Here is a 25923-nt window from a genome sequence, read left to right as displayed (position 1 = left end):
GAGATGAGCATAGCATGTGGATGCAAGCGTACGATCCGTTTGGCAATGAGTATGTTAGTGCAATAATCGCCTTTTTACCGATTCTGTTTTTCTTGGTTGGTTTGACCGCATTCAAAATGAAAGGAATACTTGCTGCGGGACTGACGCTAGTTATCAGCTTCGCCGTAGCGATATTTGTCTTCCAGATGCCCGCACTCAAAGCGTTATCCGCTATCGTTCTTGGTATCGGAAATGGTTTATGGCCGATTGGCTACATCGTTATTATGGCGGTATGGCTGTATAAACTGGCTGTCAAATCCGGAAAATTTGATGTGATCCGCGGCAGCATCGCAAGTATCTCGCAAGATCATCGTTTACAGCTCTTATTAATTGGTTTTAGTTTTAATGCATTTCTGGAAGGGGCAGCTGGCTTTGGCGTACCGATTGCCATCAGTGCAGCCCTTCTTGCTCAGCTTGGTTTCAAGCCGCTAAAAGCAGCGGGTCTTTGTTTGATCGCCAATGCTGCATCCGGGGCATTCGGTGCCATCGGAATCCCTGTTATTACTGGCGCTCAGCTTGGCGGTATCAGCAGTCTGGAGCTTTCCCGGACACTTGCTTTGATCCTGCCTCCAGTCAGTTTTCTGATTCCGTTCCTGCTCGTTTTCATTCTGAATGGATTCAAAGGAATTAAAGAAACATTACCTGCATTGCTCGTGCTAAGCGGTACGTACACAATCATCCAGACATTGACTATGATTTTCATAGGTCCAGAGCTTGCCAATATCGGTGCTGCTTTGATCAGCATGGGAGTACTTGCCCTTTTCCTTCGTAAATGGCAACCACAGCATATTTACCGAGAAAAAGGTGCAGAAGTACAAGAGGAACCTGCAAAGTATACACTTGGACAAGTAGCCAAGGCATGGTCACCATTCTATATTCTGACTATCGTTATTGCCTTTTGGAGCACACCATTCTTTAAAAACCTATTTGCACGAGAAGGTCCGTTGGCTGGCTTGATTGCCTATTTAAAAATGCCCTTCCTACATCAGGAAGTTGTCAAGATTGCACCAATTGCCGTCACTGATACACCAATGGATGCCATCCTGAAATTGGACTTTGTTTCTGCAACAGGCACAGCTATTTTGGTAGCCGTCGTATTGACTAGTCTGTTCAGCCAGAATATCAACTGGAAGTGTGCAACAAGCGGGCTGCAGGAAGCAGCCAAAGAACTTTGGATTCCAATTCTTACAATCTGCTTTATCATGGCGTTTGCAAATCTATCAAACTATGCCGGACTAAGCGCTTCAATAGGTTTGGCCTTAGCTAAAACGGGCAGCCTGTTTCCATTATTCAGCCCGATACTCGGCTGGATCGGCGTTTTCATCACTGGCTCTGTGGTAAGCAATAACGCACTGTTCGGTACATTGCAAGTTGTCACTGGCAGCCAGATTGGTACAAGCTCAGCACTGCTCCTATCTGCCAATACAGCCGGCGGTGTCATGGCCAAGCTCATCTCACCGCAGTCTATCGCGATCGCAACAGCAGCTGTAAAAGAGACAGGTAATGAATCAGCTTTGTTTAACCAGACGATTAAGTATAGCTTGCTGCTGGCCGGATTCGTTTGTGTGCTGACATTTGTTTTATCTCTCTTCTAGTAAAAAAGCGTGCGCAATTTTCGAGGCCCTAGAAAAACTACTGATATCAGATTTAAGTGGTCAAACAAAAAAATCAAGGAGGGTCTGACCGTTCGAGTTTTGAACGGACAGATCCTCCTTTTTACTAGTCTATATTCAGTAGCTTCGTTCTCCTCCGAATCCCTTCTATGCATCAACCCAAGCAGTTTTATTACATCTACATACAATATTCCGAAAGAAAACCCTTTGAGGTCTATAGTTTATTATGGAGGTGTTAGTTATCGCATCAAAAACAAAATTGACCGGTCGTGTTATTTTCAGAGGCGATCCCGGGTATGAAAAGGCACGACTAAATTGGAATCCATTCACTGACACATACCCTCTCGTTATTGTTTTCGCACAAAAACATGATGATGTGGTCAATGCAATAAAATGGGCACGAGAAAACAATGTCCCTCTTCGTGCTCGTGGCGGGCGACACGCTTTAGAAAGAGATATGTCTGTTGTAAGAGACGGCATCATCATCGATGTCAGCGACATGACTCGAGTTCGACTAAATAGCAAGAAGGAAATAGCTCTTATCGAAACCGGCATTGATGTTGGACCGCTTGTCAGTACTTTAGCCAAATACGGTCTCATGTCTCCCTTTGGAGATAGTCCTACTGTGGGAATTGCCGGTCTTACACTAGGAGGAGGAATTGGACCACTTCAACGTACAATCGGTCTTGCTAGTGATAATCTCATTGGGGTAAAAATGGTTGATGCCGAGGGAAGAACAATAATAGCTGATGAAAATAATAATTCTGACCTCTTGTGGGCTTCACGAGGTGGAGGTGGAGGAAATTTCGGCATAGCTACAGAATACAAATATAAGGTACATCGTGCACCTGAAAAGGCAACAGTATTCGACATTAATTGGCCGTGGGAGCAAATAGAAGACGTTGTGAAGGTCTGGCAAAGATGGTCTCCTTCTGTTGACGACAGATTAGGCACCAGTTTAAGTATTAACACTAAAACCAATGGGTTGCTCCAAGCAACAGGACTGTTTCTCGGTTCAAAAGCAGAGTTAACTTATCTATTAGAACCATTGTTAACCACAGGTACGCCATCAGAGGTTAATATTCAAACTCTAGCTTGGCCTGCTGTCGTTGAAAATCGACTTCAACCTGACCAAATACCGACAGATATGGCGAACAAATTTTCTTCATCCTTTGGTTTTCAGCCATTTCCTGATGAAGCAATCAAAGCTATGCGCTATTTTCTAGAAAACGCAACCGGAACTGATTCCAATTTCTTCTTTCTAAACTGGGGAGGCGAAGTAAGCAGAGTTTCTCCAGAAGCAACAGCATTCTTTTGGCGTGATCCAAAGTTTTATTTTGAGTGGAGTGCAACTTGGAAAAATCCTTCTGACGCCCAGAGAAACATCGCTTTAGTAGAAAGAACTCGTGAGATGTTGAAGCCGTTCTCCAAGGGATCCTATGTCAACGTTCCGGATTTTAACATTAAAAACTTTGGAAGTGCTTATTATGGAACAAACTTTGACAGACTCCGGGAAGTAAAAACAAAGTATGATCCAAAGAATGTATTCCACTATCCGCAAAGTATACCTCCATTTTACGAAAGGTCTGATTTCTGAATGTTCTAGAAGGTACCACATCTAACATTCTGAAGAATGAGTGCTCCTTAAAAATGGCCTAATTGAGTAGGGTGTACTGAAAAACTACAATATCACAATGAAGAATAACCATATAAAAAACCCAAAAGTAGAAGATACCTAATAGTAGGTGGCCTTCTACTTTTTATTCTTTATTTCCACACATTCATATACTTCTTCTTATACTTATCATCCTCGACCGTATCTATCAAATGCATCGCCGTTTGTTTGATATCCTCCTCGACTAACCGATCATACAGATGCCTCATATTTTGCATGATGTCAAAACGAATTAACGTATAATTTTTTTCATCTGTCCCGTTTTTAAATCGATCGACCATATATTCCATAAGCCTATCATTTTGTTCTGCACCGGAAAGCCCGACCTTCCAGATAGATTGCAGGCTGTGCCTAGCAGTAACGAACTTCTCATCCCTTGTCACTTCCCAGAGCCTCGGCAAATCTGTAAGCATTCTATTTTCCGGATCACTTTTTGCCAGATTAGCTAAATATTGAGCTGATCTGGAACGCTGATGATTATCTTTATCCGTTAAACCGTCCAGCAAGTCATCCCAGACCTCATATGCCCAATCCACTCGCTTTTCTGTGGCTTGGAGTATGTATAGATATGCTTCATAGCTTTCTCGCTTGTCCTTAGATTTGGATTTTATGAATGCCTCTTTTACCTCTCTATCCATGCTACTCCTCCTTATTCCTGATTAAAAAATCTTTAATATCAAAAAGAATACAGGCGGGACAAGCAGCGCTGGCAGGAAGTTCATCGTCTTGAACTTCTTTATCCCTAAAATGCTTAAGCCTGATGCCATGATCAAGACACCGCCTACTATGCTCACTTCATTCAGCAAATCCACATTAACTGTACTTTCCAATGCTTTTGCCACTACATAAATCGACCCCTGCCATACGAATAAAATCCCTGCCGATAATGCGATTCCAAATCCGAAAGTTGACGCCAGGACCAAGGAGGTTACAAAATCCAGCATACCGTTTGCAAGCAGGTAGGAGTAATTACCATGCAGTGCGGCTTCGACTGGACCTAGTATAGAAAGAGATCCAATACAGAACAGAAGGATTGCTGTAGACAAACCTTCTGCTAAATTCGACTTGGAGAACTTCTTTACTACGTTCGTAAATCTTGCATCCAGATCCAGTTTTTCACCAACTATTGCTCCGATTGCCAAACTGATAATAAATAGAACAGAATATTTACTTTCAGGAAGATGACCAACAATTGCATTGATACCTAATGCCAGTGCGGCTAATCCCATTGCCTGCATAAGGATTGTTTGATATCTATCCTTCATACCCTTTTTAAAGACAGTCCCGAGTGTACTGCCGATAATGATCATTGCTACATTGAAAAATGTTCCAAACATAATTTCTCCTCCAAAAACGTAAGAACTTGAACTACACCGTTTTCCGCTTTATTAGTTTGGTGTGGAACAGCTTTTGTTTTGTTCCCTTCTCTATGGCTTGCTGGAACAAATGCTCTCCCATTTCCTCTAGCGGTATATGCATACTTGTAATGCCCATCATTCGGGCCATTGGTAAATCATCGAAACCGATAATGGCCAGTTCTTCCGGAATACGTAACTTAACTTTGTTGACATACGTCATTACGCCTGCAGCCACTTGATCGCTCGTTATAATTAGTGCTGATGGCGGATCTGCCATTCGCTGGAGCTTTTTCATCAATGTTTCTCCGTCCTCAAAATACAGCATCCCATCGAACACATAATCTGCACAATATGAGAGTTTCTTTTCTGCAAGGAAATCCCGATAAGCAGCATCGCGGTTTTTACTGCTCGTCCCATCTAGTCTGGACACAGTATAGCCGATTCTACGATGTCCTTCCTCGTATAAATAGGAGAGCGCATCCTGGAGAGCCTGATATTGATCCACATAAGAAGATGACAATTCCTCCGTCACATTCTCACAGATAACGATTGGTCCATACTGCGTGTAAGACTTTATCAGTGTCAGCTCACAGTTGCGCGAACAAATGATCAGTCCATCTATTTGCTTTTGCCGGAGCATCTGTAATGCGTCCTTTTCCCTCTCTGTCTGATAATCCGTCTGAATCAATACGAGCTTAAAGTTATGCACGAATGCTTGCTTCGCAATTCCTTTTAATAGCCGGGCAAAATAAGGATGATCCGAAAAAGGCAGTACTACACCGATTAGCTGCGTTTTTCCTGTTTTCAAATGTACCGCATTTACATTCTTTTCATATCCAGTCCGTTCGATGGCCTCCAGCACAGCTTTCCGCTTCTCCTCACTCACATAAGGATGATCATTGAGCACCCGGGATACAGTCGTCACTGAGACTCCGGCCATCTTGGCTAAATCCTTGATTGTCGCCATATGTTCTCCCTCTCGCTATGTACTTGATTACAGTATAACGCTTCCTTGTTTGAAAAAACACTTGACCTGGTATCGTTTTCAGCAAGTAACCTGTGGTTAAAGGTGCTGGGAAACCGGAGCGTAATCCGTTTTGGCAGAGCGTGATCTGGTACCGCACTTTTATCTACTTAGGATGCTAATTATAAATACAAAACAAAAAGGCCTGAGCGGCCTTTTACATGATTTCCTTTATGTAATCATACACATTCTTCACAATCAGCACCGTGGTTACGACAATAAACAGTATGCGCACATACCCGCTCCCGCGCTTAATTGCAAAACGTGAACCAACAATAGATCCAAAGATACCTGATATTCCCATAATAAGGCCAATAGCGTAATGTACTTGACCCAAAATCATAAACAAAATCAGCGCAGACACATTACTGCCGAAGTTCAACAGCTTTGCGCTACCGGCCGCACGCAGGAAGTCAAAGCCGATGAACAGGAAGGCGAACATGAGGAATGAGCCTGTCCCAGGTCCGAGAAAACCGTCATAGAAACCGATAAGCGTCAGGACTGCTGTAAAAATAAGCAGTCTTTTTGGTGTTAATCGTTCGTAGGTAGAAACGCTGCCCCAATCTTTTTTTATAATGGTGTAAATAGCAACAGCAATCAGCATTACCAGCATGAGCGGCTTAAATAATGCAGGATCGATAACGTGTACGGTCCATGCTCCGAGCAAAGAACCGATGAAGGATAGCGGAAAGAACTTCATAACAGATTTCAAATCCAGATTGCCAGATCGATAGAACATGAGCGTGCTTGTAAATGACCCCAGCGTTCCGGCCAGTTTATTCGTTGCCACTGCAGCCGCAGGGTTCAATCCTGCAAACAGCAATGCCGGAATTGTTATCAGTCCGCCCCCTCCGACAACAGAATCAATGAATGCAGCAAGAAATCCAAAAAGTATAATGAGCAAAATCGTGTCTAATTCCAAATGCATAAAGTCCTTCCTGCCCTTTCTCTAAAAGAATTTATTACTATCATAATCTTACCATAAGAGAAAAAGGCGAAGGCATTTGGTTTTAACGGAAACTATACATAAGACCCCTAAGGTTGAACCTTAGAGGTCTTATGCCTAAATATTGAATAGCTGGCACTAAGAACTAGCATCAGACCAATAAACAGCAATGTATAACGAAACACTGCGGAACCAAGACTTTGAGCTGAAAAGAAAGCGAGACTTGTATACAACATAATAACACCTAGAAAAATTCCGAAGATGTTGCTATACACCTGTTTGCTCTTATTCATCTTCTGGATTGTCAAACCTAGTAGTAATGCCGCACTGATAAGAGTCATAATCGGGTAAACAGCGTAAAACTTAATTGCGTAAACAAAAAAGTCCAGCCAAACGATATCTTGCGGAAAGACTGGATTGGAAACAAGTAAATGTGTAAAAGGCGTTGAACGTGGCCATTCAAATGGATCGTCTATCAGGTTACTGCCCTCATAAAGTGAAAACACAAGGAAAACTGTAAACGTAAAACCTGTTAAAATAACTCCGAAGTACTTTCGTGACATTCCTTCCCCCCTGTTAAACCAATATTCTACTTTTCTGCTCAATAAACTCTTCCATGCTTTTTAAGACTATGTTTCTTATAAAAGGTATAATTCACCAATTAGTTCCCAGCAATGAATATTTTATTGACATTCTACTGGATTCATTCTATTATTTACCTAATTGATACTGATTATCATTATCAAGAAAGGCTCATCTATCACAAGCAGAAAGCAGGAATATAAAATGAAAAAAGCATTAATCGCTATTATCGGTCTCTTCCTACTCATTTTGAGCGCATGCGGTTCTTCTGAAGAATCTCCTGCCTCCGGCAGCGAAAAAGAGACGAACGAAACCTTTACATACGAATCCGAAACAGGTCCTGTTGAAGTACCGACCGATCCGCAAAGAGTTGTAGTCTTGGCATCTTATGCTGGTGATGTACTTTCTCTTGGTGTCGATATTGTTGGTGTAGATCAATGGGCGAAAAGCAGTCCTGTACTTGCAGACGGATTAAAAGATGCTGAAACAGTAAGCGAAGAAGATGTAGAAAAGATTCTTGAGCTGAAGCCGGATTTGATCATCGCAGCAGATACAACAAAGAATCTGGACAAGTTCAAAGAAATTGCACCTACTGTCACGTATACATATAACAAAGTCGATTACCTAACGCAGCATGTTGAAATCGGAAAACTGCTGAACAAGGGTGATGAAGCACAGCAATGGGTTGATGACTTCAAAGAGCGTGCGAAAACAACAGGTGATGAAATTAAAGCCAAAGTTGGCGAAGATGCAACTGTCACTGTAATGGAAAGCTATGACAAAGGTATAGGCGTGCTTGGCGACAGCTGGGGACGCGGTACAGAAGTCCTTTATCAAGCAATGGGACTTTCTATGCCGGATAAAGTAAAGGAAATGACAGAAAAAGAAGGCTATTCGATGATTTCTTCGGAAGTGCTTCCTGAGTACGTCGGCGATTATCTTGTCATCAGTGAATACAGCGACCAGGATAATTCTTACCAAGAGACAGAACTATTCAAAGAAATACCTGCTGTAAAAGAAGGACATGTATTGACTGCAGATGCGAATGCATTCCTGTTCAACGACGCATTGACTTTGGATTATCAGTTGGACTTCTTTAAAGAGCAGTTCTTGAAGTAATAAAAAAGAGGGCGATGAGGCCCTCTTTTTTTCATGCTTTCACTTCGTTTTTTTCTTTATAAACGTTAAGACTAGCTCCAGGAACTTATCTACAGCTGGTGAGTGCCAATTCTTCTCTCTGACCATCATATAAGAGTAGATCGATTTGAAGCTCTCCGCTTGTTCCAATTGCTTTAGTATTCCGCTCTTTATTTCCTTTTCCACCGTCATAAGCGGCAGTGCCGCAAATCCCAAGCCGCTGGCTGCCACCTGCTTGATTGCATCCAGACTCCAGAGCTCCATTGTCTGGAATTTTGGTATATCATGTTTTATCAGATGCTCTTCAAACATCACACGATAGCTGCAGCCTTCTTCATTCGTTATATAGCAGTCATCCATTCCCTTGTATGCATCAAAATGATCTTCCTTTTCCGGAGCTGCCACTAATACAATCTCTTCTTCATATAATTTATGGTAGACATACTTGTCTGTATCCAGTTCCGGCCATAGCATGAAGGCAACATCGACATTCCCGTTCAGCAGCTCTTTCTGATTATCACCACATGTTCCATTGCTTAATTTTATTTTCACTTCCGGATATTGCATCGCGTATTCCTTCAGTATTGGACCTAGCCTGGAGATAGTCAGCGATTCCGGAGCTGCGATTTTTAACTCCCCGTTCACTTTGCTGTCATTCAGCTTCTCGATACGCTGATATGACCCGAGTAACTCATCTACCATTCCCACTAATTCCCGCCCTAAATCTGTTAGATGCAGCTCTCTTTTTACATACGAAAAAACAGGACCTCCCAGCTGCTGTTCCAGAGCCTGAATATGTGCTGTGATGGTAGATTGCGTATAACCGAGCTTTGCAGCTGCGTTCGTATAGCTTCCTACATCAACAATTGTGCGGAAAGTAATGAATTGTCTTATCTCCATCGCTACTTCTTCTCCCTTTATCGAAAATATCTATATTGTTTATCTGTAATTTCAATTTTACCGATATCATTTTTCATCATACAATGGTTCATGTTAGTTCGCAATTGCAAAAAAAGGAGAAAGATCATCCATGAGTCTTACCGCATTTTTTTCATATATCATAATCACTAGCATTACACCTGGTCCGAGTAATCTGCTGCTTATGAATGAATCACGAAAACGTGGGTTGAAGGGAGCTTGGAAATTTAATAGCGGTATCGTTGCCGGATTTATTTTATTAGGTATTATCGGAACGATACTAACGAAGACAGTTTATAACTGGATTCCCGCAGTGGAGCCTTATCTTAAGGTATTAGGAGCTGTTTATCTGCTGTTTATTGCTTATAAGATCATGTTCGATAAAAGTAAAAAAGAGAAGGATGCAATTGAGCGCCCCTCCTTCCTTTCCGGCTTTCTGTTCCAGCTTATTAATATTAAAAGCATTCTTTACTTCGTCACGGCGATGGCGACTTTTATCTTACCTTTCAAGGCTTCTATTTCTTCGGTTATCTTGTATGCAGCCGTAACTATCATCATTGGGTGCTTAGGTCTCCTTTTATGGGCAGCCTTTGGTTCAGCATTCAAGAAATTCTTTAACAAATATACAAGATCAATTAATTTGATTATGTGTTTATTGCTTATTTTTTCTGCCATAAGTATCTTCAAATGACAGATTGTCAAGCTAAGTGCGACAGTTGACGATGGTTGATGAGGCGAATAGCTTACGCTAGTTCCTCTTCCGACACCGTAGCGAAAGGCAGAGAGATTATATACTCCTCTGCCTGATTTGATACACGGGCTTATTAGGAACTGCTTAAATAAATGATGACTTATCCTTCTGATTCACGGTCAGACTTGAGCCATCCCGCCATCTACGAATAATTCGATGCCGTTTACATAGCTGCTTTCCTCCGAGGCCAGAAACATAACCGCGTCGGCAATCTCCTCCGTCTTGCCCATGCGGCTTAGCGGAACGGTATTCTTCGCTGATTCAAGGACTTGATCTACCGCCTCGCCAAACATATCATCATAAGCAGGAGTGTGAACTCCGCCAGGGCTCAGTACATTAAGTCGAATCCCTGTACCTTTCAAATCCATTATCCAGCTCCTCGCCATCTGACGGAGCGCTGCCTTACTACCTCCGTAGACACTAAATCCTGGGTCGCCGATCGTACCAGCCGTCGATCCGGTTAAGATGATGGTTCCCGTCATATCCGGAAACAGCGGCAAAGCCTTTTGTATGGTAAACAAAGTACCCTTTACGTTCACTTTGAAGGTCGTGTCGTACTGCTCTTCCGTAATTTGACTTAAGGGTAGCAAGCTGCCAATTCCAGCGTTTGCGAATAGAATATCCAGATGTCCTTTCTCCTGCTTAACCTTATCAAACAGTTTGTCCAAATCCTTCAAATTAGAAATGTCACCTTGGACTCCGGTAATCCGGTCACCGATCAATTTTACTGCTGCTTCCAGCTCATTTTGTCTACGGCCGGTAATAAATACGTAGGCCCCTTCGGAAACAAATCGTTGTGCCGTCGTAAGTCCGATACCGCTTGTTCCTCCGGTGACAACTACTACCTTTCCTTCAAATCTCCCCATATCTATATGCCCCCATAATATTTTTGTATCGTCCCAGACCTTAAAACGTTAACGTTTCAACGTCATCATGCATTCGTTATATGACTTCCCCATTCGCCCATCGGTTGCAACCAGCTGACGCTTCTATCCACAATTAAATCGCTCAGTCTTCCTTCGTAATTCTTGCGGTATGGTTTAATAAGTTCTTCCGTAAGCCAGCTATCTCTCGTGCCTTGCCATGTTTCATAAATGATCAAGTCATCCGGTTTATCCAGATCGTCCGAAACAATGGCGCTAATGAATGCATTCTCGGATGACATCTCCTCAATAAGAGAAAATAGCTCCTTGCAGAATTCTTCTTTTTTCCCTGATTTAGCTTTGAATCGAATATTCAGTTGAACTTGTTGATTGGACATGTTGACTCCCCTCCTATAAGTTTCCGTTACACCATTTATCATAAGGCTAGATGAAGAATTCATCAGTAATGTAGATTACGCCGAAAGCATACATTCGAATGAAAATTCATACGAGTCATGAAATCAAGCTAGTTCTTTCATCGCTTTTTCGATATGAACCATGACCATTCTACGGCTAGTCACGATAATACCTTCATTAGATAGTTCCTGTAAGATAATCGATACCGCTTCTCTTGTGGCACCGATCATATTGGCTAATTCTTGATGAGTCAAGGGAATATCTATTTTTAGGTATCCATTTTCTTCTATGCCAAACTTCTTAGATAGTCGGTGGAGAAAGTAAAGTACTTTACCGCGTAGATCCCTAAAAACCAATTTTTCCACAAATTCCTCCTGATCTCGCAGGCGTTTGCTTATTTCTGATAAAAATCGCAAAGACAATTCAGGGTACTTTCTTAAAAGTGGTTCGAATTGTTCAGTCGGAATCGAAAAAACAATCGATTCTTCCATCGTCTCCACATAAACCCCTGTTGTGCCCAATGAAAACGTTTCAACTTCACCGAACATGCCGTCTTTGCTTAGGATGCAGACCGTATGTTGTTTACCGGCCGAGTTGGTTTTATATAAGCGAAGTTTACCGGCGATTACGAAAAACAAGCCATTCCTTTCATCACCGGGCATCTGAAGAATAGAGTTTTTTGAAAGCTTATACATATTTGATCTTGTTACCAATTGTTCGATATCACGGATAATTTCTCCCGGAAGCGATTCAAATATCTTTATTTGTGGCAAAAATGATTTTATGTTTTCCATCGCCTCATAATGTAACATACTGCCCCTCCTTTCAATGTTGCGAACGACAACCGCTTCACTCTCCACGATAATCGTTCCTCGTGTAACATAATCTATGGCGGAGTGTTACATTCATCATAAACCACCATAATTTAATCTTCTGTAATCCAGATTACAAAGCTTTTTGCTTAGAATTTAAAGACGAATAAGAACCTCACCAAGTTTCTTACTTTTTAAATGCGGTTCATTAAAGAGAGCCTCCCACATAAGGACACTATCCTCATGAAATGCTTCCCTGTCACCTTTAGAGATCCCTCCTGCTTGAACCCACAAATCTAATTTATTTTAATACTAATCAGTTCTGCCATCTAAGTTCGATCGTCATACTCTACTTCTTCTATATCTGCTAATCGCTTTTGATCTATTAAATTTTTAACTTTCAGTTTATACAAATCCATTCATGGGCTTCTTTGTTTTTAGCTGTCGCACTTCATAGTACTATCCGTCAAATAAAAAAACCATCCTGTTACTGGCAGGATGGGGATCTAATAATATTTATCTATCACTTAAATGCCGAATTACTTTCCAGTACATCTGTATCTTTTAAAACAGTATTAGAATAATTCTTTCCCCACGCATACATTGCATCAAGAATCGGCAGCAATGAAAGACCTTCTTCTGTCAGGGAATATTCTACTTTTGGTGGGACGACTGGATACACTTCGCGGTGCACAATCTGATCGTCTTCCAATTCCCTAAGCTGTGAAACGAGCATGCGCTGTGTAATACCTGGAATCAGACCTTTTAGTTCATTGAAGCGTTTCGTCCCTTCCTTGCCAAGATGCCACATAATCAGCATCTTCCATTTTCCGCCGATGATGGACAGCGTCAATTCCTTCTCACAATTGAATTTCTGTTTTTCCAAACGACTCATCCGCCATTCCTCCTTACAGTATACTTTTCGTCACTATGTAAGAAAAAAGTGCGTACTTACATAGTGAAATTATACTCCCTATAATAAGAGATGCAAAGGGATAGCCTGTTTCTCGCTGGCTATACTACTTTCTTAGGAGGGATGATCATATGAATAGATTTACTATACCTCGTGATATTTACTTTGGCGAAAGTGCTTTGGAAATACTAGAAAACATTAAAGGAAATAAAGCGATGCTTGTCATCGGCGGGGCTTCTGCCAGAAAAAGCGGTGTCTTGGAGCGTGTCCAGTCTCACCTTGAGAAAGCTGGTATCCAGACGCAAGTGATTGAAGGTATCCGTGAAGAACCTTCAACTGACAAAATCAATGAAGCTTTAGAAGACTTTGAACAATTCGGTCCAGACTGGGTTATAGGAATCGGCGGCGGATCCGTTATGGATGCAGCTAAAGCGATGTGGGTGTTCTACGAGCATCCAGACCTATCATTTGAAGATGCCACAAAACCATTCGAATTGCCAGCATTGCGTTCGAAAGCAAAATTCATCGGAATTCCGACAACAAGCGGCAGTGCATCCGAAATTTCTAACCTTTCTGTCGTCACTGATAGCAAAACAAAAATCAAATATCCGTTGGCTGACTTTGAACTTACTCCTGATATCGCAATCATTGATCCAATCACTATCTTTGATATGCCAAAACATATTACTGCTTTCACCGGCATGGATGCAGTCACGCATTGCATCGAGTCTTATGTAGCGAAGCCACGTACCGTATTTACTGATTCGCTGGCTATCGAAGGAGCAGAAATTCTTCGTAACCACCTGATAGCTTCTTATAATGGTGAACGCACTTCCCGTGAACAAGTGCATTATGCACAGGCGATGGCTGGTATGGCATTTGCAAATGCCGTACTCGGTAATGTCCACAGCATGGCACATAAGAGCGGTCCTACTTTCGGAATTGCCCATGGATTGGCTAATGCGATTTATTTACCGTATGTTATCCAGTTCAATAGATCTGTATCAGAAGAAAGATATGCTAGCATTGCCCGCCGTCTGCAACTAAGCGGCAGCACCGATGCTGAACTGACAGACTCTTTAATCGAATGGATACGCGATTTGAACCGTGAAATGGATATTCCATTGAATCTGCGTGATTTCGGCGTTGCTGAGGATCTATTCTATGCTCATGTAGAAGATATGGCTGCTAATGCGGTTACAGATCCATGTACTGGAACTAACCCGCGTGAGACATCTGTTGAACAAATGAAACAACTATTTGTTGCTGCCTTTGAAGGCAAAGATGTAGATTTCTAAAAAAATACCCTCTGGAGCACATCAATGCTTCAGAGGGTATTTTTTTAGATTAATCAAATCCCTTCTGCCTAAGTCGTTTTCCCGGGAAATGCTGTTCACTCAGTCCATTGAACAACGTACCATACTTATTCATCAGCTATTAGAAGCCTCTTTGACTTTGTGCTCCTGCTCCTGCTTCTTCTCTGTCTTATATCGCATAATGAACGATATCGGAACCATGATGAGTATTAAGATTCCGGAAAATACAAAAGCTTCATTGATTGTCTGTAAGCTTGCCTGCTGGGCTGCTTCTCCTGCAGCTGTGAGATGCGCTCGGCGTACTTCAAAATAGATGCTGAAAAACACGATTCCGAAGGCGGACGATATTTGCCGCAAAACATTGTTCATCGCAGAACCTTGAGATACAAGGTGCTCTGGTATGTCGTTCATTCCTGCGGTAGTGGCAGGCATATTGCTGAGACCAAGACCTGCACCCCGAAGCATATTGATTACAAGGATTAGCCAGAATGGTGTAGACAGACTAAGGTTTCCTATTAGGAAAGTAGCTATCGCCAGAATCAGCAGACCCGGAGGTACTACCCAGCGCGGCCCTTTCTTATCTAAAAGTTTGCCGCCCAATGACATCATGGCACCGCTGAACAATGCTGCTGGAAGAAAAAGCAAACCAGTTTGTATCTCACTAAGACCATAAACATTCTGAATCAATAATGGCAGCAGGAATATCCCAGAAAATAACCCAATGGAAGCTGATGCTGTCACCAGTATCGACACTGTATAGGTTGGATTACGGAAGAGTGAGAGCTCCAATAATGGCTGCTCTTTTCGCCGCTCATAGTAAACAAAAATCGCAATGGCTAGTATCCCGGCTGCAATCAGCGCCAGGTTAGAAGCTGATACAAGCACATCCAGCGTCTGGCCGCGGCCTAGTGCATACAGAACTAAACCGATACCAAGTGTAACGAATACGAAGCCACCCTTGTCGAAGCGGCGCTCCGGGTTAGCGGCTGTGGATTTCAAATAACGACTTGCCATCAGTAAACCGAGGAGCCCGAACGGCAGATTAAAAGCAAATAAGAACGGCCAAGGTAAGTACGCAATCAGCACACCGCCAATTGTTGGACCGATTGCAGGAGCTACCATCGCCGCTACGCCATACACACCGACAGCAAGTCCGCGCTCCTGCTTTGGGAAGGCCTGGAATATAAGTGCCATGGAAATCGGCATCATCAATCCCCCGCCGATACCTTGTATAAAGCGTGCCGTGATGACAAATGGCAGACTGCCGGAAAAAATACCAAAAATGGACCCTGCAAGAAATATCACAAGGCCTAGCAGATAGATACTCTTTTTCCCGAACCGATCGCCAAGGTAGCCGGTGACAGGCATCGTCATACCCATTGCAACCATGAATATGGTCAGTATCCAGCCGACACTGACAGCATTGGCATCGAATGTGGAAATCAATGATGGCAGCGCCGGATTCAGCATACTATTGTTCAAAATAACAGTGAATGTCCCAAAAAGGACGGCAACAACGACCAACCATTTGGATTCTAATTTACTCACATGCATACTCCCAACTGTTTTTGCGTTTCACTCCAGTTGGTAACGCTTCCTATTTTACGACCAACACTGGGCAATTCGCTCTTTTGATCACTTCCGTACTTACACTTCCAACTACAAGCTTCTGAAATCCATTTAAACCTCTTGTTCCAATCACGACCAAGTCGAACGTATCATTATTTGCTTTATTGGCAATCGTTTTACCGGCATCGCCACGTTCGATGGTACGGGTATAAGGAATATTTGCATTTTGCAGTTCCGCTTCGTTTGGCTGGATACGAAGTTCTCCATCACGGTTCATATTATCCGGCTTTACCTGCTGCAAAACAATCTCGCTATTACTTATATCTTGGATGACATGGGTAACCTCCAGCTGTACAGGATGTGTGCTTGCCTGACAAATTTTGATTACTTCTTCTGTCGCTCGGATTGAGTACTCTGAACCGTCGACAGCCAATAGGATTTTCTTGTACATACTAGCGCCTCCTACAACCATGATAGTAGCCATTTCCCTTAAAATAGCGCTAACAAACGACGGAAAAACTTCGATACCCGAAACTTATCTGTATGAAATTAACAATAACATTAAATATCCTTTTGTAAAAGTATGAGAAGATGGGGAAAAAAGAATTTAGGGGGGGAGAAAGGTTGCTGTCTAAAACTATTAGTTTCCTTATTGTCTTTCTTCTAATTATTGGAGTTATTGTTTGGATTCTTGCTGCTTTCGAGCCTTTTCAAAAAGAGGCTTTTATTGAAGAAAAGATAGAACGGATTGAAGTGTACGATGCGAAGTCAACTGACCCATCAACAACAATAACAGATCAGGTGCAAATAAAAGAGATAGTGGAATGTATCAATGAATGCGAGCGCGAGGAAATGCACGAAACAGCTTCTTATGCAGCAGTTGATGTCACACTTATTATGTATAGCAATAATGATGACTACGAAGTCGGAGTTTATCAGGGCGATGGCAATGTCAGCTTCGTATATGATGCTACCATTGTTGATAGTGAACTTGAACCGTTCCCTATGTAATACAAGAAAAAAGCCGTCCCTTTTAATTGGCGGCTTTTCAATGCTGCATAGATTTCTTTAAATGAGACTGTATTCTAATCAATTACTTGCATCCGCTCATTAAATTTCGTCGGATAAGATAAAAAGCCAAGCATAGTACTTGTAACAATAGCAGTTGTCAGCAGCAGGAAGAGAATCAGGAGCTGGAACATGACGGCCTGGAGCGGATCTGCTCCGGCAATGATCTGACCGCTCATCATACCTGGCAGCTGGACTAGTCCGATTGTCTTCTGGCTTTCTATTGTCGGAATAGTACTTGCCTTAATGGATGCCAGCAACGAGTGTTGAATTGCTTGCTTTGGTGTGCCGCCTAAAGAAAGGATAAGCTCAGTCTCCTCTCTTCTGGATGACACTTCTGAAGTAAATCGGTTTAAAAACAAAATACCTAGCACCATAGAGTTTCCTATCACCATTCCGCTTAATGGGATGATGTATTGTGCAGTTGCCGGTGTAATATGAAGCCCTAACAAGATCCCTTGTGTCAGTACTTCAATTACAACGAAGGTAAGCACTAGCTTCCATGTGATGCCTCTTATCGATGCTCCTTTTTTCCTTGCGTTTTCTACTGCTGCACCAATCATGAGCGCAACCATCAGGAATATATAAAGGATATTTTCGGAGTCAAAGATAAACTGCAGCACATAGCCAACCGCAAACAGCTGAATGATGGAACGGACTGTGGCAATGAGCGTATCTTTTTCGAGCCCAAGCTGTAATGTCTTAGATAAGAAAAGTGGAATAAGGACGAATACCAAGGTGAGTATTAAAGCAAGTGCGCTCATTTTCTCTCCTCCATGACAAAGTGTTTGACATCATCATTTTCTGGATGATCCAGCATTTCAATCGGTCCCGCTTCGGCAATACGGCCGTCTATCATGACCCAGACTTCTTCTGCGACTGACTTTGCCTGTTCCAGATTATGCGTTATCCATATGACAGTCGTTCCAGTTTCTCTATTGATCCATTCAATCAGTTTCTCTATGTCCTGCCTGGAAACTCGATCCAAGGAAGATGTGATTTCATCCAGCAGCAAAATCTCTGGCTCATTCAGCAGTGTTCGAGCAATGGAAACCTTCTGCTTCTGGCCTCCCGATAAATCCCTGCTGTTTCGCTCCAATATGTCTGGATCAAGCCCTACTAACTGTATCATCCGTTGTGCCTCGTCATCTGTCAGCTCCTTTCCATCAAGCTGTAAAGGCAATGCCAAATTGTCCCGAACGCTTCCTTCCAGCATAGTTGCCTGCTGGAGAACGATACCGACATGACGGCGCAAGCTCACAGGATCAAACGTTAAGATTTCCTTCCCGTTGATCAGTATATTTCCTCCTGAGGGTGACAGCAATCCATTACATAATCGAAAAAGTGTCGTCTTTCCTGCGCCTGACGGACCGACTATTGCTGTGATCTTACCCTTCGTGAATCTACCTGTTATACCGCAGATAATTTTGTTCTCCTCTGTTTCATATACCACTTCCTGTAACGTGATGGCGGCTTGCTGTATCATATTTTCACTTCCCTTCCGCTTCTTATATCCTAGTATCTTTGCTTAGTCATGATTTAACCGCGATTAACGTGATAAGTAAAATGATTTGGATAATCGTATGTAAGAAAAAAACACCTCTGCATGAGAGGTGCTTGAATCAATAATGCTTCAAAAAATAAACTAATGACTGCAATTCGATAGCCAAATCAATATGATGCACACGGATATTGCTTGGTACTGCGATACGCGCTGGCGTAAAGTTCAGGATTCCAGCAATACCACACTCGACAAGCCGGTCAGTGATTGCTTGGGCAGCTTGTGCTGGCACCGTAAGGATCGCTGCACTTACGTTGCCGATATATTCTTCCAAATCATCAATATGGTATACAGGGACACCGCCGATATTATGATCCACTTTTCCGGGATCTGTATCGAATGCCATTTCTATTTTTGTATTGTTATTCTTCGTAAAATTATAATTCAGGAATGCTGTTCCCAAATTACCGACCCCGATGAGCGCCACTCTCGTGATCTCATCTTGATCTAGTGTTTTCCGGAAGAAGTTCAGCAAGTACTCTACATTATAACCATAGCCTTTTTTGCCAAGTGCTCCGAAATAGGAAAAGTCACGGCGGATTGTAGCTGAGTCTACTTTAACCGATTCACTGAGTTCTTTTGAAGAGACTCTTGTTTTACCCTGCAGATGCAGACTGTTGAGAAATCGATAATAAAGTGGCAGCCGCTTTGCCGTAGCTTTTGGTATTTTATTTTGATCCATATACATACTCATTTATCCTCCTAAAGCCTGCAGCTTCCAGAAGCGAACTTCGTGCAGCCATGCAGCTGATCAAAAGGCCTATCGGACTAGAACGATATTGTTCTGTTACCTTTTGTCGTATATGATCAGCACTATTCCAACATGATGGAATAATGGATGCAGACAGGTTCCTTTCTGGCATCTATAAGGAGTTGCAGATGCTGCCTGCGGCTTCGTCCTTGAATTGTTACGATATGATACTTTCACAAAGTACGATTATAGTTAACAACTTATTCTAACAGATTTAAGAAGGAAAGTCTTGTACAGATTCACAAAGAAAGATGATGAGAGGCACCTTGTCTCCATTTTAACAAATTCATTTCTGATGTCCATCCACATGAAAGCTAAAAGTGCTGAAATTCGGCGCTTGCTACTGTTTTGTCACATAGGATACACTGATAGTATGAGGTGAACAGAATGATTTTATTGCAAGCGAACAATATAACAAAACTATTTGGCGCAGACGTCATTTTATCAAATATAAAATTGGAAGTACAAACACAGGACCGATTAGCCATTGTAGGACGAAACGGTGCCGGAAAATCGACCTTACTGAAGATCCTTGCAGGAGAATTAAGCTATGACGAAGGGAATGTATTCTTAGCAAAGGATGCCACACTTGGGTACCTGGAGCAGCATACAGGCTTAGAGTCGGAAAAAAGCATCCTGGAAGAAATGAAGACTGTCTTCGCTGATCTTATTCAGCAAGAGGACGAGCTGCGCCGTCTCGAAGCAAGGATGGGAGACCCTGATCTAATTTCAGACGAAACAGCCTACCAGCAGCTTCTAACCAATTATGATACAAAACAGCAGGCCTTCCGTTTAAATGGAGGCTATCAATATGAAGCAGATATCCGTTCCGTGCTGAACGGACTCCGTTTCGGAGACAGAGACTTGTCCACACCGATAGGTTCATTAAGCGGCGGACAAAAAACGCGTCTTGCCCTAGGTAAGCTCCTTCTCCAGAAACCAGACGTATTAATACTGGATGAGCCGACTAACCATTTGGACATTTCTACCTTGGACTGGCTGGAAGGTTATTTGAGCAGTTATCAAGGGGCTGTTGTAGTTGTATCGCATGACCGCTACTTCCTAGACAAAACTGTTAATACCATAATTGAGATAGCGCACAATCATTCTGTTCGTTACAAAGGAAATTACAGTAACTATCTTGAACAGAAAGCTGCCAATTTCGAACGCGAGCTGAAGCAATACGAGAAACAACAGTCCGAAATCAAAAAGATGGAAGAATTCGTTCAAAAAAACATTGCGCGTGCCACAACGACGAAACGTGCACAAAGCAGACGTAAACAGTTGGAGAAGATGGAACGAATAGACCGGCCGCTTCATGATGCATCTTCTGCAAAACTCACATTTGATATTGATCGGCGAAGCGGAAATGATGTATTGAAGGTAAAAGATTTGGCTTATCAATATCCAGAGAGTACCTCCCCTGTCTTTGAGCACGTTACCTTCCATATGAATCGTCAGGACCGCATCGCTCTCACCGGGCCGAATGGAACGGGTAAGACAACATTGCTCAAGACCATTATCGGAAAGCTGCCTGCTAAATCCGGTCAGATAGAAATAGGGACAGGCGTCAGCATCGGCTATTACGACCAGGAACAGACGGAATTGCATTCATCGAAGAGCGTCCTTGCTGAGCTATGGGACGAGTATCCGCTTATGGATGAGAAGAATATCCGTACAATTCTCGGTAACTTCCTGTTCACTGGTGATGATGTCCTCAAAGTAGTCAACACACTGAGCGGTGGCGAAAAGGCCCGTCTTGCTCTGGCTAAGCTGATGATGCAGAAATCGAATCTCTTGATCATGGATGAACCGACCAACCACCTTGATTTAGACAGCAAGGAAGTATTGGAAGGTGCATTGGCCGACTACCCAGGTACTATACTCTTTGTCTCCCATGACCGTTACTTCATGAATAAGGTTTCCACACAAGTACTGGAAATGGCGGACAAGCAGATTATATCCTACTTAGGCAACTATGATTATTTTATAGAAAAGAAACAAGAGAAGCAGGATATTGCTGCCTTGGAAGCTATGGCTGCAGAAACCAAGCAGAGAACTGTTATGCCGGAGAACAAATCCTCCTATCATCAAGATAAGGCAATAAAGCGGGAAATCCGGAAACGGGAACGACGCATTTCAGAGCTGGAAGAAAAGATAGTCGAGCTGGAGACAGAGATTGAAACCAATGAGACTTTGCTTACTGATCCGGAAATTTTCCAAGACTATCAGAAAGCCCAGGAAATCACGGAAAAGAATGAAGAGCTACAGGCAACCCTGCTAGAAGTAATGGAAGAATGGGAAATACTTAGCGAAGAGCAGGAAAGTTATGCACAGGACTAAATGCGTTTTCATTGTTGATTTGATGGGATATACACAAGGTTATACACAATATCCACAGAATCCACAGCGCTTTTACACAGATTTATACACTTCTTTACCTGGTACTAATAGTGGGTTTTAATAAGTTATACACAATTAACAATATAGTCTGTGAATAAAAAAAGCATCGTTTTCATAACGAAAACGATGCTTTTTATTATAACGGCATAGATGCCTTAGCATTCATAGATAAATCAGCAAATTTCTCTTGCTGATAAAGAATGGATGCAGCTGCTCCAATCATGGCTGCGTTATCCGTGCATAAAGCAAGCGGCGGGATAAGCAGATCAGCTTGCTTGTCTGCAAACACTTCTTCCAAAGAAGCGCGCAGCCCCCTGTTGGCAGCAACACCACCCGCAACAATAACTTGCTTTGCGCCGAATGCTTCGGCCGCTCGGATTGTTTTCCCTACAAGCACATCTACTACGCTGGCTTGGAAGCTTGCCGCTACATCTGCAGGTGCAAATGTTTCTCCCTTTTGCTTAGCATTATGCAGTGTGTTGATGACAGCAGATTTCAAACCGGAAAAGCTGAAATCATAGCTCTCTGGCTCGAGCCACGCACGAGGGAAATCAATTGATTGCTCACCTTCTGCTGCCAGCTTATCAATGCGGGGACCTCCCGGATAAGGTAGCTGCAATGTCCTGGCTACCTTGTCATAAGCCTCACCAGCTGCATCGTCACGCGTCTCTCCAATTACTTCAAAGCTGCCATGTTCTTTCATAAGAACAAGCTCTGTATGACCGCCAGAAACGACCAATGCAAGCAATGGGAACACGAACTCCTGCTCCAATCTGTTGGCATAAATATGTCCTGCTATATGGTGGACGCCAATCAGCGGTTTGCCAATGGAGAATGCCAGCGCTTTGGCAGCATTTACCCCCACAAGCAATGCACCGATAAGACCAGGTCCCTGTGTCACAGCAATTGCGTCCAGCTCTTCTTTCTGAATTCCAGCTTGCTGGATCGCCTCTTCAATAACAAGCGTAATTTGTTCCACATGATGCCTGGATGCTATTTCCGGTACTACACCGCCAAAACGCTTATGGCTCTCAATTTGAGAAGCAACGATATTGGATCTGATGATCCTGCCTCCCTCAATGACGGCTGCGGCTGTTTCATCACAGCTTGTTTCTATTGCTAAAATAAGTTCTGATGTTTTCATAAATTCACCCACATTACAATCGCGTCTTCCTGATTGTCTGTATAATAGTTTTTTCGGATACCGCCCGGTACTAAACCAAATTTCCGGTATAAATGCTGTGCCGGTACATTAGTTACACGTACCTCTAGAGATAAACGGTAAGCCCCTGCCATAATTGCTTGTTCCATTACATGCGCAAACAGCTTTTCGCCCAGTTTCTGACCTCGAAAGTTCGGCAGTATGGCAATATTCGTGATCTGTGCTTCATCGATGACGAGCCACATCCCACAATAACCAGCAATTACGCCATCACTTTCAATGACAAAATAATTTGCAAACGTATTTTCCGTAATTTCACGTTCAAAGATATCGATTGTCCATGGAGTTGCAAAAGATGCTGTCTCAATTGTATAGACAGCTGGCACATCGGCTAATTGCATCGGACGTACGGTCACTTTTGCGCTCACTTCTGCTGTTCCTGCTGCTTCAGCCAATTAGACTCAGCCTCTGTCATACGAACATAATTTGGTACGATTTGATGCAAATCATCTGCTTTCCTTGCAGCTCCTATTTGAGCAAGTACAGATGGACGAGCGTAATGTATAGCAGCATCCGGGATTATTGCTTGCTCACCCAGGATCTCAGTAATCATACTGCGATACATCTCGATGTCAGGGCTTAGAAACAATATTCTTTCGCCTTTTTCTCGCAGCTGTTCCAGCCAATCCGAGAATAGAGGATTGACGATTTCTTCTACTTGTTCAAAGGAGTCACTATTGCTGGCGTAAAGAGCAGTATACACTTGACCTCTGCGTGCATCGAAGAAAGGACAAACATATCCTGAGAATAGCTCCCCTTGATGTGCAAGACCCTCCAGACTTGAAACACCGATGACGTCGATGCCTAGTGCCCAAGCCATTGTTTTTGCAGTTGCCATACTGATTCGAACACCTGTGTAGGATCCAGGTCCCTGGCCAACTACAATTCGATCTAAATCAGCAGGAGTCGTTTTTGTTTCCTTCATCAATTGTTCGATTGCGGGAAGCAATCGAACCGAGTGATCTCTGTGTCCATGCATAACATGTTCACCTAATGTCACTCCATCTTTCACAATAGCTACTCCTAGCAGCTGATTGGAAGTATCCATCGCTAATATATTCATTCCGCTAACTCCTTACAAAGCTTTTCATAACGTTCACCAATTGGCTGCAGCAAGATTGTTCTAGCTTCTCCATCATGCTTGAGCGTAAGCTCCAGTCGTTCCTTTGGCAAATAATCTTCAATGAATTGTGCCCATTCTACAATGGAAACACCTTCCCCTGAAAAATACTCCTCGAAACCGATATCTTCATCGCTGTTCTCTAACCGGTAAACATCCATATGATATAACGGCAGACGTCCTTCATATTCCTTGATGATAGTGAAGGTAGGACTGTTTATCGTCCTTTTCACACCTAGACCCGCTCCTATTGCTTTAGTCAGCGTCGTCTTTCCTGCACCAAGGTCTCCTTCCATCGTGATGATATCTCCAGGCTGAAGCAGTTCGGCCAGCTTTCGACCAAACGAATTGGTATCTTCTATTGTATGCATCTTCTTTATAAATTGGGTCATAACCGTCACCTGACTCACTTTCATTCTTTGTTCATCTATTCATCATAGCAAAATATAGCCTAAAAGCAAAAGCACTAGAAACAAAAAGGCTTTCGTGGATTTATGGAGAATACTTATATTATCAGCCAATAAAGGAGTATGCATATGGAAGCATTAGAGCAAATGTACAACTACAGCTGGAATGGTGAGATGAAATCCTACCTGGATCAAGTCGATCTGAGCGGATACCAGCATGTCTGGATCGGGCGCTTCGGCGGAAGCATTGCACATGGTGCTTATAAGAACGAGAATGCTTGTCTTATCCTTACAGGAGCTGATTGGGAGCTAGCAGTTGTCATGGGGGCACAGCATACAGTAGAAAGTGCTGCCTTCATCGCAGACTCCCTTATACTCAGACAAAGGAAAATCACTGAAACGCTTGATGAAGATGTTTCCAGCGCAATAAAAAAGATCGACAGCTTTCTGATGAGTATGTTCAACAGCGTACGATTCCGCTCAACGGCAGCAAAGGTGAACGGTAATGCTTCCTGTCTAATCGCCGTACGTAAAGCAGGTTATTTGTATTGGTTATCCATTGGGGAGAATTCACTTTATCATTTAGTACCTGCTCAAAATCATTACAACTCTGTTCAGCTGAATCAGCAAAATAGTTTTGGTAAAATTGGTGCTGATAATACGTTTGATCAAGTAGTGCCTGTCTTTAATATGGGGAGCGTACCTCTTTCAAGTGGCACTAACCATATCCTGCTCTCCACAATCGGATTGCAGTGCTTCCCTGTATCTCCATATAAAAGTGCTTCCCGGCTGCAGCGCGCTTTCAGCAAGAGCGAGAGCATGCCGCATTTCATGCAGACAACACTTGCAAACGCCCAGTCTGCAGGTGCAGCGGAAAGTATTACACTAGTTGGATGGGAAATACACATATAAAAAAAGCTTTAGGAGTAATCCTAAAGCTTTTGAACGTTTTATGTATGGCGGTCCGGACGGGACTCGAACCCGCGACCTCCTGCGTGACAGGCAGGCATTCTAACCAACTGAACTACCGGACCAATGTTGCTACTATGTATTAGTGCAATAAACTTTTGACTGTACACTTTGTGTACTGCCATTTCCCACTTTTTATTTAGTGAAAAATTGGTTGCGGGGGCAGGATTTGAACCTGCGACCTTCGGGTTATGAGCCCGACGAGCTACCCCTGCTCCACCCCGCGATAATATAAAGGAAATACTCAGCCTGGCAGCGTCCTACTCTCGCAGGGCGAACCCAACTACCATCGGCGCTGAAGAGCTTAACTACTGTGTTCGACATGGGAACAGGTGTGACCTCTTCGCTATTACCACCAGACCTTACTTATCTTTTCCTACGACAATATATATTATACACTGTCTAATCAGGAAAAGCAAGTCTTTTTGAAGTGAACCTTCAAAACTAGATAAGAAACATGTCTTGCCAGACATCTAATGCGGCCAAGCA

At 42.8% G+C, this 25923-nt stretch carries 27 protein-coding genes, 2 tRNA genes and 1 rRNA gene; 8 read left to right on the top strand and 22 right to left on the bottom strand.

The genetic code is table 11. The annotated features are described in order from the left end of the window. Positions 1-14 precede the first annotated feature (14 nt). Together CHH58_RS12360 and CHH58_RS12355 are read left to right on the top strand one after the other, a co-directional pair. Positions 15-1634 carry a lactate permease LctP family transporter gene (locus CHH58_RS12360; RefSeq protein ID WP_095231216.1) on the top strand — a complete coding sequence of 540 codons (1620 nt, stop codon included), beginning with the start codon at positions 15-17 and terminating at the stop codon, positions 1632-1634. A 244-nt stretch (positions 1635-1878) separates the two neighbouring features. Then, the gene (locus CHH58_RS12355; RefSeq protein ID WP_095234727.1) at positions 1879-3249 is read left to right on the top strand and encodes an FAD-binding oxidoreductase; all 1371 of its coding nucleotides are present in this window, start codon (positions 1879-1881) and stop codon (positions 3247-3249) included. Positions 3250-3419: 170 nt separating this feature from the next. Here the strand turns inward: CHH58_RS12355 and CHH58_RS12350 are convergent, their stop codons facing one another. From CHH58_RS12350 to CHH58_RS12330, 5 genes are all read right to left on the bottom strand, one after another. Continuing rightward, positions 3420-3965 carry a hypothetical protein gene (locus CHH58_RS12350; protein WP_095234728.1) on the bottom strand — a complete coding sequence of 182 codons (546 nt, stop codon included), beginning with the start codon at positions 3963-3965 and terminating at the stop codon, positions 3420-3422. A gap of 21 nt (positions 3966-3986) precedes the next feature. After that, positions 3987-4664: a DUF554 domain-containing protein gene (locus CHH58_RS12345; protein WP_095262595.1), complete on the bottom strand. Its 678-nt coding sequence runs from the start codon at positions 4662-4664 to the stop codon at positions 3987-3989. A 31-nt stretch (positions 4665-4695) separates the two neighbouring features. Next, positions 4696-5652, bottom strand: coding sequence for a LacI family DNA-binding transcriptional regulator (locus CHH58_RS12340; protein ID WP_095262594.1), 957 nt, complete (start codon positions 5650-5652; stop codon positions 4696-4698). A 214-nt stretch (positions 5653-5866) separates the two neighbouring features. Continuing rightward, on the bottom strand, positions 5867-6637 hold the full coding sequence (locus CHH58_RS12335) for a TSUP family transporter (RefSeq protein ID WP_095262593.1): 771 nt from the start codon (positions 6635-6637) through the stop codon (positions 5867-5869). 107 nt (positions 6638-6744) lie between these two features. Continuing rightward, positions 6745-7218 carry a DUF4306 domain-containing protein gene (locus CHH58_RS12330; protein WP_095233209.1) on the bottom strand — a complete coding sequence of 158 codons (474 nt, stop codon included), beginning with the start codon at positions 7216-7218 and terminating at the stop codon, positions 6745-6747. Between the two features lie 223 nt (positions 7219-7441). Here CHH58_RS12330 and CHH58_RS12325 point away from each other — a divergent pair, with 223 nt between their 5' ends. Next, positions 7442-8356: an iron-hydroxamate ABC transporter substrate-binding protein gene (locus tag CHH58_RS12325; protein WP_095262592.1), complete on the top strand. Its 915-nt coding sequence runs from the start codon at positions 7442-7444 to the stop codon at positions 8354-8356. A gap of 39 nt (positions 8357-8395) precedes the next feature. Here the strand turns inward: CHH58_RS12325 and CHH58_RS12320 are convergent, their stop codons facing one another. Further along, a complete protein-coding gene (locus CHH58_RS12320; RefSeq protein ID WP_095262591.1) occupies positions 8396-9274 on the bottom strand; it encodes a LysR family transcriptional regulator in 879 nt (292 codons plus the stop codon). Between the two features lie 130 nt (positions 9275-9404). Here CHH58_RS12320 and CHH58_RS12315 point away from each other — a divergent pair, with 130 nt between their 5' ends. Continuing rightward, a complete protein-coding gene (locus tag CHH58_RS12315; protein WP_095262590.1) occupies positions 9405-9983 on the top strand; it encodes a LysE family transporter in 579 nt (192 codons plus the stop codon). 179 nt (positions 9984-10162) lie between these two features. Here CHH58_RS12315 and CHH58_RS12310 read toward each other — a convergent pair whose 3' ends face one another. The 4 genes from CHH58_RS12310 to CHH58_RS12295 all read right to left on the bottom strand — a co-directional run bounded on the left by CHH58_RS12310 (position 10163) and on the right by CHH58_RS12295 (position 13030). Further along, positions 10163-10909 carry an SDR family NAD(P)-dependent oxidoreductase gene (locus CHH58_RS12310; RefSeq protein WP_095260860.1) on the bottom strand — a complete coding sequence of 249 codons (747 nt, stop codon included), beginning with the start codon at positions 10907-10909 and terminating at the stop codon, positions 10163-10165. 65 nt (positions 10910-10974) lie between these two features. Continuing rightward, complete coding sequence (locus tag CHH58_RS12305) at positions 10975-11304, bottom strand: antibiotic biosynthesis monooxygenase family protein (protein ID WP_095262589.1); 330 nt, start codon at positions 11302-11304, stop codon at positions 10975-10977. A gap of 123 nt (positions 11305-11427) precedes the next feature. After that, positions 11428-12135 (bottom strand): Crp/Fnr family transcriptional regulator, encoded by a 708-nt coding sequence (locus tag CHH58_RS12300; RefSeq protein WP_095262588.1) that lies wholly within the window; start codon positions 12133-12135, stop codon positions 11428-11430. A 523-nt stretch (positions 12136-12658) separates the two neighbouring features. Further along, positions 12659-13030: a winged helix-turn-helix transcriptional regulator gene (locus CHH58_RS12295; protein WP_038558186.1), complete on the bottom strand. Its 372-nt coding sequence runs from the start codon at positions 13028-13030 to the stop codon at positions 12659-12661. Between the two features lie 149 nt (positions 13031-13179). Between CHH58_RS12295 and CHH58_RS12290 the strand changes: the two genes are divergently transcribed. Next, positions 13180-14346, top strand: a complete 1167-nt coding sequence (locus CHH58_RS12290; protein WP_095262587.1) for an iron-containing alcohol dehydrogenase — start codon at positions 13180-13182, stop codon at positions 14344-14346. 132 nt (positions 14347-14478) lie between these two features. On the opposite strand, the gene CHH58_RS12285 is transcribed toward CHH58_RS12290, so the two are convergent. After that, the gene (locus CHH58_RS12285; protein WP_430980838.1) at positions 14479-15918 is read right to left on the bottom strand and encodes an MDR family MFS transporter; all 1440 of its coding nucleotides are present in this window, start codon (positions 15916-15918) and stop codon (positions 14479-14481) included. 43 nt (positions 15919-15961) lie between these two features. Further along, positions 15962-16384, bottom strand: coding sequence for a universal stress protein (locus tag CHH58_RS12280; RefSeq protein WP_170937618.1), 423 nt, complete (start codon positions 16382-16384; stop codon positions 15962-15964). 173 nt (positions 16385-16557) lie between these two features. On the opposite strand from CHH58_RS12280, the gene CHH58_RS12275 reads away from it, so the two are divergent. Then, positions 16558-16944, top strand: a complete 387-nt coding sequence (locus CHH58_RS12275) for a hypothetical protein (protein WP_095233202.1) — start codon at positions 16558-16560, stop codon at positions 16942-16944. A 74-nt stretch (positions 16945-17018) separates the two neighbouring features. On the opposite strand, the gene CHH58_RS12270 is transcribed toward CHH58_RS12275, so the two are convergent. The 3 genes from CHH58_RS12270 to CHH58_RS12260 form a co-directional block, all read right to left on the bottom strand. Then, a complete protein-coding gene (locus CHH58_RS12270; RefSeq protein WP_095231230.1) occupies positions 17019-17765 on the bottom strand; it encodes an ABC transporter permease in 747 nt (248 codons plus the stop codon). Continuing rightward, positions 17762-18487: an ABC transporter ATP-binding protein gene (locus tag CHH58_RS12265; protein ID WP_095231231.1), complete on the bottom strand. Its 726-nt coding sequence runs from the start codon at positions 18485-18487 to the stop codon at positions 17762-17764. The genes CHH58_RS12270 and CHH58_RS12265 overlap by 4 nt, the downstream gene beginning before the upstream one ends. Positions 18488-18623: 136 nt before the next feature. Further along, positions 18624-19250 (bottom strand): redox-sensing transcriptional repressor Rex, encoded by a 627-nt coding sequence (locus tag CHH58_RS12260; RefSeq protein WP_095219064.1) that lies wholly within the window; start codon positions 19248-19250, stop codon positions 18624-18626. Positions 19251-19700: 450 nt separating this feature from the next. Between CHH58_RS12260 and CHH58_RS12255 the strand changes: the two genes are divergently transcribed. Continuing rightward, entirely contained in the window at positions 19701-21656 is a 1956-nt protein-coding gene (locus CHH58_RS12255) for an ABC-F family ATP-binding cassette domain-containing protein (RefSeq protein WP_095231233.1), read from the top strand. Between the two features lie 196 nt (positions 21657-21852). Here CHH58_RS12255 and tsaD read toward each other — a convergent pair whose 3' ends face one another. Genes tsaD through tsaE form a run of 4 tightly spaced genes read right to left on the bottom strand, consistent with a single transcriptional unit; the run spans position 21853 to position 24450 of the window. After that, positions 21853-22860: a tRNA (adenosine(37)-N6)-threonylcarbamoyltransferase complex transferase subunit TsaD gene (gene tsaD, locus CHH58_RS12250; protein ID WP_095231241.1), complete on the bottom strand. Its 1008-nt coding sequence runs from the start codon at positions 22858-22860 to the stop codon at positions 21853-21855. Next, on the bottom strand, positions 22857-23306 hold the full coding sequence (gene rimI / locus CHH58_RS12245; RefSeq protein ID WP_342747527.1) for a ribosomal protein S18-alanine N-acetyltransferase: 450 nt from the start codon (positions 23304-23306) through the stop codon (positions 22857-22859). The genes tsaD and rimI overlap by 4 nt, the downstream gene beginning before the upstream one ends. Continuing rightward, a complete protein-coding gene (gene tsaB / locus CHH58_RS12240; protein WP_095231234.1) occupies positions 23303-24001 on the bottom strand; it encodes a tRNA (adenosine(37)-N6)-threonylcarbamoyltransferase complex dimerization subunit type 1 TsaB in 699 nt (232 codons plus the stop codon). Before tsaB ends, rimI begins: the two co-directional genes overlap by 4 nt. Next, positions 23998-24450: a tRNA (adenosine(37)-N6)-threonylcarbamoyltransferase complex ATPase subunit type 1 TsaE gene (gene tsaE / locus CHH58_RS12235; RefSeq protein ID WP_095233198.1), complete on the bottom strand. Its 453-nt coding sequence runs from the start codon at positions 24448-24450 to the stop codon at positions 23998-24000. The genes tsaB and tsaE overlap by 4 nt, the downstream gene beginning before the upstream one ends. Positions 24451-24594: 144 nt before the next feature. Between tsaE and CHH58_RS12230 the strand changes: the two genes are divergently transcribed. Then, positions 24595-25377: a hypothetical protein gene (locus CHH58_RS12230; protein WP_095233197.1), complete on the top strand. Its 783-nt coding sequence runs from the start codon at positions 24595-24597 to the stop codon at positions 25375-25377. A gap of 45 nt (positions 25378-25422) precedes the next feature. Here CHH58_RS12230 and CHH58_RS12225 read toward each other — a convergent pair. From CHH58_RS12225 to rrf, 3 genes are all read right to left on the bottom strand, one after another. Next, positions 25423-25499: transfer RNA gene (locus CHH58_RS12225), tRNA-Asp, on the bottom strand. A gap of 86 nt (positions 25500-25585) precedes the next feature. Next, a tRNA-Met gene (locus CHH58_RS12220) sits at positions 25586-25660 on the bottom strand. A 21-nt stretch (positions 25661-25681) separates the two neighbouring features. Further along, positions 25682-25794, bottom strand: a 5S ribosomal RNA gene (rrf, locus tag CHH58_RS12215). Positions 25795-25923 lie beyond the last annotated feature (129 nt).

The sequence above is a fragment of the Terribacillus saccharophilus genome (genome assembly GCF_002272745.1).
Taxonomy (GTDB): Bacteria; Bacillota; Bacilli; order Bacillales; family Amphibacillaceae; genus Terribacillus; species Terribacillus saccharophilus_B.
This window is presented reverse-complemented; position numbering and strand designations above follow the sequence as displayed.

Coding starts and splice junctions, on each gene's coding strand:
- CHH58_RS12260 (WP_095219064.1), bottom strand. CDS start 19,250: ATGTATATGGATCAAAATAAAATACCAAAAGCTACGGCAAAGCGGCTG.
- tsaD (WP_095231241.1), bottom strand. CDS start 22,860: ATGAAAACATCAGAACTTATTTTAGCAATAGAAACAAGCTGTGATGAA.
- CHH58_RS12280 (WP_170937618.1), bottom strand. CDS start 16,384: ATGTACAAGAAAATCCTATTGGCTGTCGACGGTTCAGAGTACTCAATC.
- CHH58_RS12315 (WP_095262590.1), top strand. CDS start 9,405: ATGAGTCTTACCGCATTTTTTTCATATATCATAATCACTAGCATTACA.
- CHH58_RS12295 (WP_038558186.1), bottom strand. CDS start 13,030: ATGAGTCGTTTGGAAAAACAGAAATTCAATTGTGAGAAGGAATTGACG.
- CHH58_RS12230 (WP_095233197.1), top strand. CDS start 24,595: ATGGAAGCATTAGAGCAAATGTACAACTACAGCTGGAATGGTGAGATG.
- CHH58_RS12360 (WP_095231216.1), top strand. CDS start 15: ATGTGGATGCAAGCGTACGATCCGTTTGGCAATGAGTATGTTAGTGCA.
- CHH58_RS12290 (WP_095262587.1), top strand. CDS start 13,180: ATGAATAGATTTACTATACCTCGTGATATTTACTTTGGCGAAAGTGCT.
- CHH58_RS12320 (WP_095262591.1), bottom strand. CDS start 9,274: ATGGAGATAAGACAATTCATTACTTTCCGCACAATTGTTGATGTAGGA.
- CHH58_RS12255 (WP_095231233.1), top strand. CDS start 19,701: ATGATTTTATTGCAAGCGAACAATATAACAAAACTATTTGGCGCAGAC.
- CHH58_RS12330 (WP_095233209.1), bottom strand. CDS start 7,218: ATGTCACGAAAGTACTTCGGAGTTATTTTAACAGGTTTTACGTTTACA.
- CHH58_RS12325 (WP_095262592.1), top strand. CDS start 7,442: ATGAAAAAAGCATTAATCGCTATTATCGGTCTCTTCCTACTCATTTTG.
- CHH58_RS12300 (WP_095262588.1), bottom strand. CDS start 12,135: ATGTTACATTATGAGGCGATGGAAAACATAAAATCATTTTTGCCACAA.
- tsaE (WP_095233198.1), bottom strand. CDS start 24,450: ATGACCCAATTTATAAAGAAGATGCATACAATAGAAGATACCAATTCG.
- CHH58_RS12285 (WP_430980838.1), bottom strand. CDS start 15,918: ATGCATGTGAGTAAATTAGAATCCAAATGGTTGGTCGTTGTTGCCGTC.
- CHH58_RS12345 (WP_095262595.1), bottom strand. CDS start 4,664: ATGTTTGGAACATTTTTCAATGTAGCAATGATCATTATCGGCAGTACA.
- CHH58_RS12305 (WP_095262589.1), bottom strand. CDS start 11,304: ATGTCCAATCAACAAGTTCAACTGAATATTCGATTCAAAGCTAAATCA.
- CHH58_RS12350 (WP_095234728.1), bottom strand. CDS start 3,965: ATGGATAGAGAGGTAAAAGAGGCATTCATAAAATCCAAATCTAAGGAC.
- CHH58_RS12335 (WP_095262593.1), bottom strand. CDS start 6,637: ATGCATTTGGAATTAGACACGATTTTGCTCATTATACTTTTTGGATTT.
- CHH58_RS12355 (WP_095234727.1), top strand. CDS start 1,879: ATGGAGGTGTTAGTTATCGCATCAAAAACAAAATTGACCGGTCGTGTT.
- CHH58_RS12270 (WP_095231230.1), bottom strand. CDS start 17,765: ATGAGCGCACTTGCTTTAATACTCACCTTGGTATTCGTCCTTATTCCA.
- tsaB (WP_095231234.1), bottom strand. CDS start 24,001: ATGAATATATTAGCGATGGATACTTCCAATCAGCTGCTAGGAGTAGCT.
- CHH58_RS12310 (WP_095260860.1), bottom strand. CDS start 10,909: ATGGGGAGATTTGAAGGAAAGGTAGTAGTTGTCACCGGAGGAACAAGC.
- CHH58_RS12265 (WP_095231231.1), bottom strand. CDS start 18,487: ATGATACAGCAAGCCGCCATCACGTTACAGGAAGTGGTATATGAAACA.
- CHH58_RS12340 (WP_095262594.1), bottom strand. CDS start 5,652: ATGGCGACAATCAAGGATTTAGCCAAGATGGCCGGAGTCTCAGTGACG.